We start from the raw sequence: 7072 nt of genomic DNA on the forward strand, positions 1-7072 counted from the left end.
CTTTGTGCCATGTATGCCTTTTGTTACATTACGAGGCGAACTTCTCGCGAAGTTGCACCGGCAAGGCCCCCAGCGCCAGATAAATACTTATTTCGCCTTGTACAAAAGATTCGCAGTATTCCTTGGAGATCATTCGATGAAAAAGTCGCTTCTCGCTCTCGCAGCACTGGGCGCATTCGCAGGCGTCGCGCATGCTCAGAGCAGCGTGACCCTGTACGGCATCATTGACGTTGGTATCAACATGAACACCAACGCCGGTGGCTACCACAAGTACGACATGTCCAGCGGCGTCATGCAAGGCTCGCGTTTCGGCCTGCGTGGCACGGAAGATCTGGGCGGCGGCCTGAAGGCCCTGTTCGTGTTGGAAAACGGCTTTGACGTGACCAACGGCAAGCTCGGCCAGGGTGGCCTGATGTTCGGCCGTCAGGCTTACGTTGGTCTGTCGAGCCAGGTCGGCACGGTCACGCTGGGTCGTCAGTACGACTCCGTCGTTGACTACGTCGGTCCGATGGAAGCCGGTGACCAGTGGGGCGGCTACATCGCTGCTCACCCGGGCGATATCGACAACTTCAACAACGCATATCGCACGAACAACACGATCAAGTACACGAGCGCGAACTACGGCGGCCTGACGTTCGGCGGCACGTATAGCCTCGGCGGCCAGGCAGGCAACTTCACCGGCAACCAGATCTGGTCGTTGGGTGCGGGCTACAACAACGGTCCCCTGCAATTGGGCGTTGGTTACCTGAACGCACGTACGCCGGCAGCTTCGGGCGGTATCTTCAACAACGGCGGCACGACTCTCGCGGCTGCCGCGGCTGTGACGAGCCCGGTGTACGCTGGCTTCACGTCGGCTAACACGTACCAGGTCATCGGCGCGGGCGGTGCTTACACGTTCGGCGCGGCAACCCTCGGCCTGACGTATTCGAACATCCGCTTCGGCAACCTGGGCAAGACGTTCGCGTCGCCGTTCGCAGGCGAGTCGGCTACGTTCAACAACGGCGAAATCAACTTCAAGTACCAGTTGACCCCGGCACTGCTGCTCGGCGTAGCGTATGACTACACGCGCGGCGCCAAAATCGACGACGCATCGCGTGCCCAGTACCACCAGGGCTCGCTCGGCGTGGATTACTTCCTGTCGAAGCGCACCGACGTGTACCTGGTTGGCGTGTACCAGCACGCTTCGGGCGAAACCGTCAACGTGGCTGGCAACATTGTAGACGCAACGGCGGGCATCAACGGCCTGACCGGTTCGTCGACGAACAACCAGTTCACGGCTCGTGTCGGTATCCGTCACAAGTTCTAATAAGTCGTAAAAACGCAGTTTTGCCTCAAAGGCGCCTTCGGGCGCCTTTTTTTATTCCCGGGTTTGGGCGGCTGTCTGGGTGGCTGGGTCGCTGTTTGCGTTACTCACACGAGAAAAAAAGAAGCCCGGCGGACGTCCGCCGGGCTTCTCTTGCTGGATGCGCTCACGCCCGCCCGTCGCGCAATTCGCGGCGCAGGATCTTGCCGACATTGCTCTTCGGCAGCTCCGTGCGGAATTCGACGAGCTTGGGCCGCTTGTAGCCGGTCAGTTGCGTTTTGCAGTACGCGAGGATGTCCTGGTCGGTCAGCGCCGGATCTTTCTTCACGACGAACAGTTTCACCGCCTCGCCCGAATGCTGGTCGGGCACGCCGACCGCGGCGACCTCGAACACGCCCGGCAGCTTCGCGACGACGTCCTCGATCTCGTTCGGATACACGTTGAAGCCGGACACCAGAATCATGTCTTTCTTGCGATCGACGATCTTCACGAAACCGTCCGCGTTCATCGTGCCGACGTCGCCCGATTTGAAGAACCCGTCCGGCGTCATCACCTTCGCGGTTTCGTCCGGCCGCTTCCAGTAGCCGGCCATCACCTGCGGACCGCGGATGCAGATTTCGCCCGGCTGACCGAGCGGCACTTCGTTGCCGTCGTCGTCGCGGATCGAAATCTCGGTGGACGGCAGCGGCAAACCGATCGTGCCGCTGTACTCGGTTGCGGTGACCGGATTGCAGGTCACGGACGGCGACGTTTCCGACAGCCCGTACCCTTCGACGATCGGCGTGCGCGTCAACTCGAACCAGCGCTTCGCGACCGCCTCCTGCACCGCCATGCCGCCACCGTTCGCGGTGAGCAGCTTCGAGAAATCGAGCTTGTGGAAGTCGGGGCTGTTCAACATCGCGTTATACAGCGTGTTGACGGCCGGAATCGTCGTGATCGCGTAGCCTTCGAGCGCCTTGATCATGCCGGGGATATCGCGCGGATTCGGAATCAGCACGCCCATGCCGCCAGTGCGGATCGTCAGCAGCCCGCACACGGTCAGCGCGAACACGTGATACAGCGGCAGCGCGACAACGGTGATGAACTGATCGATATCCGTGCGGTTCTCGCGCACCGGATTGAGCCAGACCTCGGACTGCAGCACGTTGGCGATCAGGTTCCGATGCAGCAGCGTCGCGCCCTTGGCCACGCCGGTCGTGCCACCGGTGTACTGCAGGAACGCGATGTCGTCCGGCCCCTGCTGGACCGGCCTGAAGGTCAGGCTCGCGCCCTGAGCGACCGCGGCGTTGAACTTGATGTGCCCCGGCAGACTCCACGCCGGCACCATCTTCTTCACCTTGCGCACGACGAAGTTCACGAGTGGGCCCTTGACCCCCAGCAGATCGCCCATCGCCGCGACGACGACATGCTTGACCTGCGTATTGCGCATGATCGCCTGCAACGTTCCCGCGAAGTTTTCGAGCAGGATGATTGCTTCCGCGCCACTGTCCTTCAACTGATGTTCGAGTTCACGTGGCGTATAGAGGGGATTCACGTTCACGACCACATAACCCGCGCGCAGGATCGCGGCAATCGCGACCGGATATTGCAGCACGTTCGGCATCATGATCGCGACGCGCGCGCCGCGGGCGAGTCCCTTCGACTGAAGCCACGCAGCGAGCTTGCGCGACAGCGTGTCGAGTTCGCCATAGCTGATTTCCTTACCCATGCAGACGAATGCCGGCTTGGCGCGGTACTCGCGGAAGGCTTCCTCGAGCAGTTCAGCCACCGACGAATAGCGCGTCGGGTCGATCTCTGCGGGAACACCGGGCGGATAAGATTTCAGCCAGATTTTCTCCATGCAGCGTCTCCTGAATTATTTTCGAATGGTCGTGCTAAAAATGCATCGTAGCATGGGCATATTGTGGCCAATGGCGAAAGCAGTGTGGTTAGACTGCCGCCTCGAACTCTCGAGGCTCGGGCGCTCGTCCTGATGCGCTGCGTGTTCAGGCTCGTTCGACTTCGACGAGACAGTCATAAAACGTCGCGGAGCCACCGAGATCGGTGAGCGCCTGACTCGTGAGCTGGTTCGTGTTGTGGCCGTCCGGTGCGAGCTTCTTCCACCAGATCGACAATCCGACCACGAGCCCCTCGCGCGTCCTGTCGGTCACGCGGGCACGCGAGCGCATCGATCCGCGGTCGTTGAAAATGCGTACCTGGTCGCCGTCAGCGATGTTGCGCGCGTGCGCGTCGGCCGGATGGATGTCGAGATGCGGTTCGCCTTCTGTCGCGCGCAGACTTTCGATGTTCACGAAGGTGCTGTTCAGGAAGTTGCGTGCAGGCGGTGAAATCATTGCAAGCGGGTAGCGGGCGGCGAGCTCGGGCGTGCCGTCGACGGATTCATAAGGCGGCAGATAATCCGGCAGCGGATCAAGCCCTTGCTGCGCGAGGCGCTCGCTGTAGAACTCGCACTTGCCGGACGGCGTGCGAAAGCCGCCTTCGGCGAACGGCGCATCGGGCAGATTCAGCTTCGCCCAGCCGACCTGCTTCAGCGCCGGCCAGTCGACGCCGTCGAGCATCTTGTCTTCCCAGCGGAACGCGGCTTTCGCAACGGTTTCGTCGCTATCGAATAGCGCCGGCTCGTCGAGCCCCATCTGGCGCGCGAGGCCACGGAAGATTTCGGTGTTCGGACGTGCGTCGCCGATCGGGGCGATCGCAGGCAGGTTGAGCATCACGTGCGTGTGCCCGTACGACTTGTGCACATCGAGATGCTCGAGCTGCGTCGTGGCAGGCAGCAGCAGATCGGCATAGTCCGCGGTATCAGTCTGGAAATGCTCGAGCACGATCGTGAACAGGTCCTCGCGCGCAAAGCCGGCCGCGACCCGCTCGGAGTCGGGCGCAACCGCCACCGGATTCGAGTTGTAGACGACGATTGCCTCGACTTTCGGACCGAACGCGGCGTCGCCCGGATGCAGCAGCGCGTCGCCGATCGCGTTCATATTGATGACGCGGGGTCTCTTCGCCGGCCAGCCGGGCATCAGGTCGGGACGCTGCAACGCGTGTGAGTCGACCGGCGCCCAGCCGCCCGACGACAGCAGCGCCCCGCCCGCGCGCTCGCGCCACGCTCCCGTCAGCGATGGCAGGCAGGCGATCGCGCGCACCGCGTTACCGCCGCCGCGCACCCGTTGCAAACCGTAATTCAGGCGAATCGCCGCCTTCTTCGTGCCGCCGTAAAGCCGCGCGAGATCCGCGATCACCTGTTCTTCGATACCGCAAATTTCGCTAACGCGCGCGAGCGGATAGCTGAGCGCGCGCTCTTTCAGTTCGGCGAAGCCCACTGTGTGCGCGGCGATGTATGCGTGATCGAGCAGATCTTCGGTGATCAGAACGTTCATCATGCCGAGCGCCAGAGCACCATCGGTACCGGGCTTCAGCGCGATGTGCTGGTGGCATTTCTCGGCGGTCAGCGAGCGATACGGGTCGATCGCGATCAACCGTGCGCCGCGGCGCTTGGCTTCCTGCGCGCGTGTCCAGAAATGTAGATTCGATGCGATCGGATTCGCGCCCCAGATCAGAATCACTTCGCTCTCGGCGAAGAATTCGGTGTGCATGCCGATGCCGGCGCCGTATGTGTATTTCAGCCCCGCGGCACCGGCGGCCGCGCAGATCGTGCGATCCAGTTGGGACGCGCCGAGCTTATGGAAAAAGCGTTGCGCGATGCTGTCGCCTTGCACCAGCCCCATCGTGCCGGCGTAGCTATACGGGACGATCGCTTCAGGCGCGCGACGGGCAATTTCCGACAGGTGGCTTGCGGCAAATTCGAGCGCTTCGTCCCAACTTATCGGCTCAAAGCGGCCGTCGCCCTTGCGACCGACGCGCTTCATCGGTGTAGTCAGGCGGCCCGGATGGTAGACGCGCTCCGCGTAGCGGCTGACTTTCGTGCATAGCACGCCTTGTGTGGGAGGATGCTCTGGATCACCGACGACCTTGATCGCCCGTCCGTTTTCGACGGTCACGCGCATCGCGCAGGTGTCGGGGCAATCGTGCGGGCATACGGCTCGCGCGAACTCGGTGGGGGCATTCATCGGCAATCGGTCCAGGCAAGCGGTGAGCGGTAAGCGCTCGGTTAGGCAAAGCGGAATTTTATTACGTCAATAGGCCGCCGACCTGGGTGGTGCCGCCAAAAAGGCCTTCGGCGTAGAATCGATTATCCCAGTGCCGGGGCCAACGCGGCTCCGAGCGATCTCACGCAAGTCAAGCACAAGTGCTTCATCACTCCATCATGAAACTGATCCCCGAAATCCAGGCCGCTAGCGGCGAAATCCAGACCCTTCGACGAACCATCCATGCTCACCCCGAGCTGCGCTATGAAGAGACGGCGACAGCCGATCTCGTTGCCCGGACGCTCGAGTCCTGGGGCATCGAGACCCACCGCGGATTGGGCAAGACCGGCGTTGTCGGCATATTGAAGCGCGGTAGCGGTTCGCGCGCGATTGGTCTACGGGCCGACATGGACGCGCTGCCGATTCAGGAGCTGAACAGCTTCGAGCATCGGTCGAAAAACGACGGCAAGATGCACGCGTGCGGCCATGACGGACATACCGCGATGCTGCTTGGCGCGGCGCATTATCTGGCTAAACACGGAGACTTCGACGGCACGATCGTGTTTATCTTTCAGCCAGCGGAAGAAGGGGGCGCCGGCGCGCAGGCGATGATCGACGACGGCCTGTTCGTCAAATTCCCAGTGGATGCGGTGTTCGGCATCCATAACTGGCCGGGCATGCCGGCAGGTCACTTCGGTGTGACGGAAGGCCCGATCATGGCGTCGAGCAACGAATTTCGCATTGAAATCAAAGGCATAGGAGCACATGCCGCAATGCCGCATAATGGCCGCGACCCAGTCTTTACGGCTGTACAGATCGCGAGCGGACTGCAAAGCATCATCACGCGGAACAAGAAGCCGCTGGACACCGCCGTGCTGTCGATCACGCAGATTCACGCCGGCGATGCGGTCAATGTGGTCCCGAACGACGCGTGGATCGCAGGAACGGTGCGGACCTTCACCACCGAAACGCTCGACCTGATCGAAACTCGCATGCGCAAAATCGCAGAGAGTACCGCCGAAGCGTACGACTGCTCCGTCCAGGTCCACTTTCACCGAAACTACCCGCCGACCATTAACAGTAGCGAAGAAGCGCGTTTTGCAGCATCGGTGATGAAGGAAGTCGTCGGCGCTGAAAATGTCGACGACGCGGTCGAACCAACCATGGGCGCCGAGGATTTTTCGTTCATGCTGCTAGCGAAGCCGGGTTGCTACGCCTTTCTGGGCAATGGCGATGGCGGCCACCGCGAATCCGGCCATGGCGCGGGCCCGTGCATGCTGCATAACGCAAGCTATGACTTCAACGACGAGCTATTGCCGGTTGGGTCGACGTATTGGGTTCGGCTCGCGCAGAAATTTCTTGCACAGGGGAAATAGGAAACTGACGAAGCGTTGATGCGGAAAGATGTACTACCGGTGGTGGCTTTACGTTTATCCAGTCGCTGCCGGCATCCCGAACATGCAGTCGGGATTCTTGATTCGAAGGTGCCGAGATAAATGCGCTGCGGACTGGAAGTGCTGAAGAAAGAGCGAACGGTGTCTCCCTCGCATTGCGCTGCGGCTACGGTAGTTTCCGCGTAGCACATCCGGCCATGTACCGTGATGCTTTCCGGGTGCGCATCCGCGGAGCCCGTAAACGCCGAAACCCCACCACGAGGGGTGGGGTTTCTGGCTGGAGGGGGGAGCCT

Annotated in this window: 4 protein-coding genes; 2 read left to right on the forward strand and 2 right to left on the reverse strand. The window is 61.6% G+C overall.

Translation table 11 applies throughout. The features are described from left to right. The first annotated feature begins 136 nt into the window (after nucleotides 1-136). Entirely contained in the window at nucleotides 137-1306 is a 1170-nt protein-coding gene (locus QM685_RS35380) for a porin (protein ID WP_415123931.1), read from the forward strand. Nucleotides 1307-1469: 163 nt separating this feature from the next. Here QM685_RS35380 and QM685_RS35385 read toward each other — a convergent pair whose 3' ends face one another. Further along, complete coding sequence (locus tag QM685_RS35385) at nucleotides 1470-3143, reverse strand: long-chain fatty acid--CoA ligase (protein WP_415123933.1); 1674 nt, start codon at nucleotides 3141-3143, stop codon at nucleotides 1470-1472. 145 nt (nucleotides 3144-3288) lie between these two features. Beyond that, entirely contained in the window at nucleotides 3289-5367 is a 2079-nt protein-coding gene (locus QM685_RS35390) for a molybdopterin-containing oxidoreductase family protein (protein WP_415123935.1), read from the reverse strand. Nucleotides 5368-5564: 197 nt separating this feature from the next. Here QM685_RS35390 and QM685_RS35395 point away from each other — a divergent pair, with 197 nt between their 5' ends. Further along, nucleotides 5565-6761 (forward strand): M20 aminoacylase family protein, encoded by a 1197-nt coding sequence (locus QM685_RS35395; protein ID WP_415123937.1) that lies wholly within the window; start codon nucleotides 5565-5567, stop codon nucleotides 6759-6761. The last annotated feature ends 311 nt before the right edge of the window (nucleotides 6762-7072 follow it).

This window comes from Paraburkholderia sp. (genome assembly GCF_047605525.1).
In the GTDB taxonomy this organism is placed as follows: domain Bacteria; phylum Pseudomonadota; class Gammaproteobacteria; order Burkholderiales; family Burkholderiaceae; genus Paraburkholderia.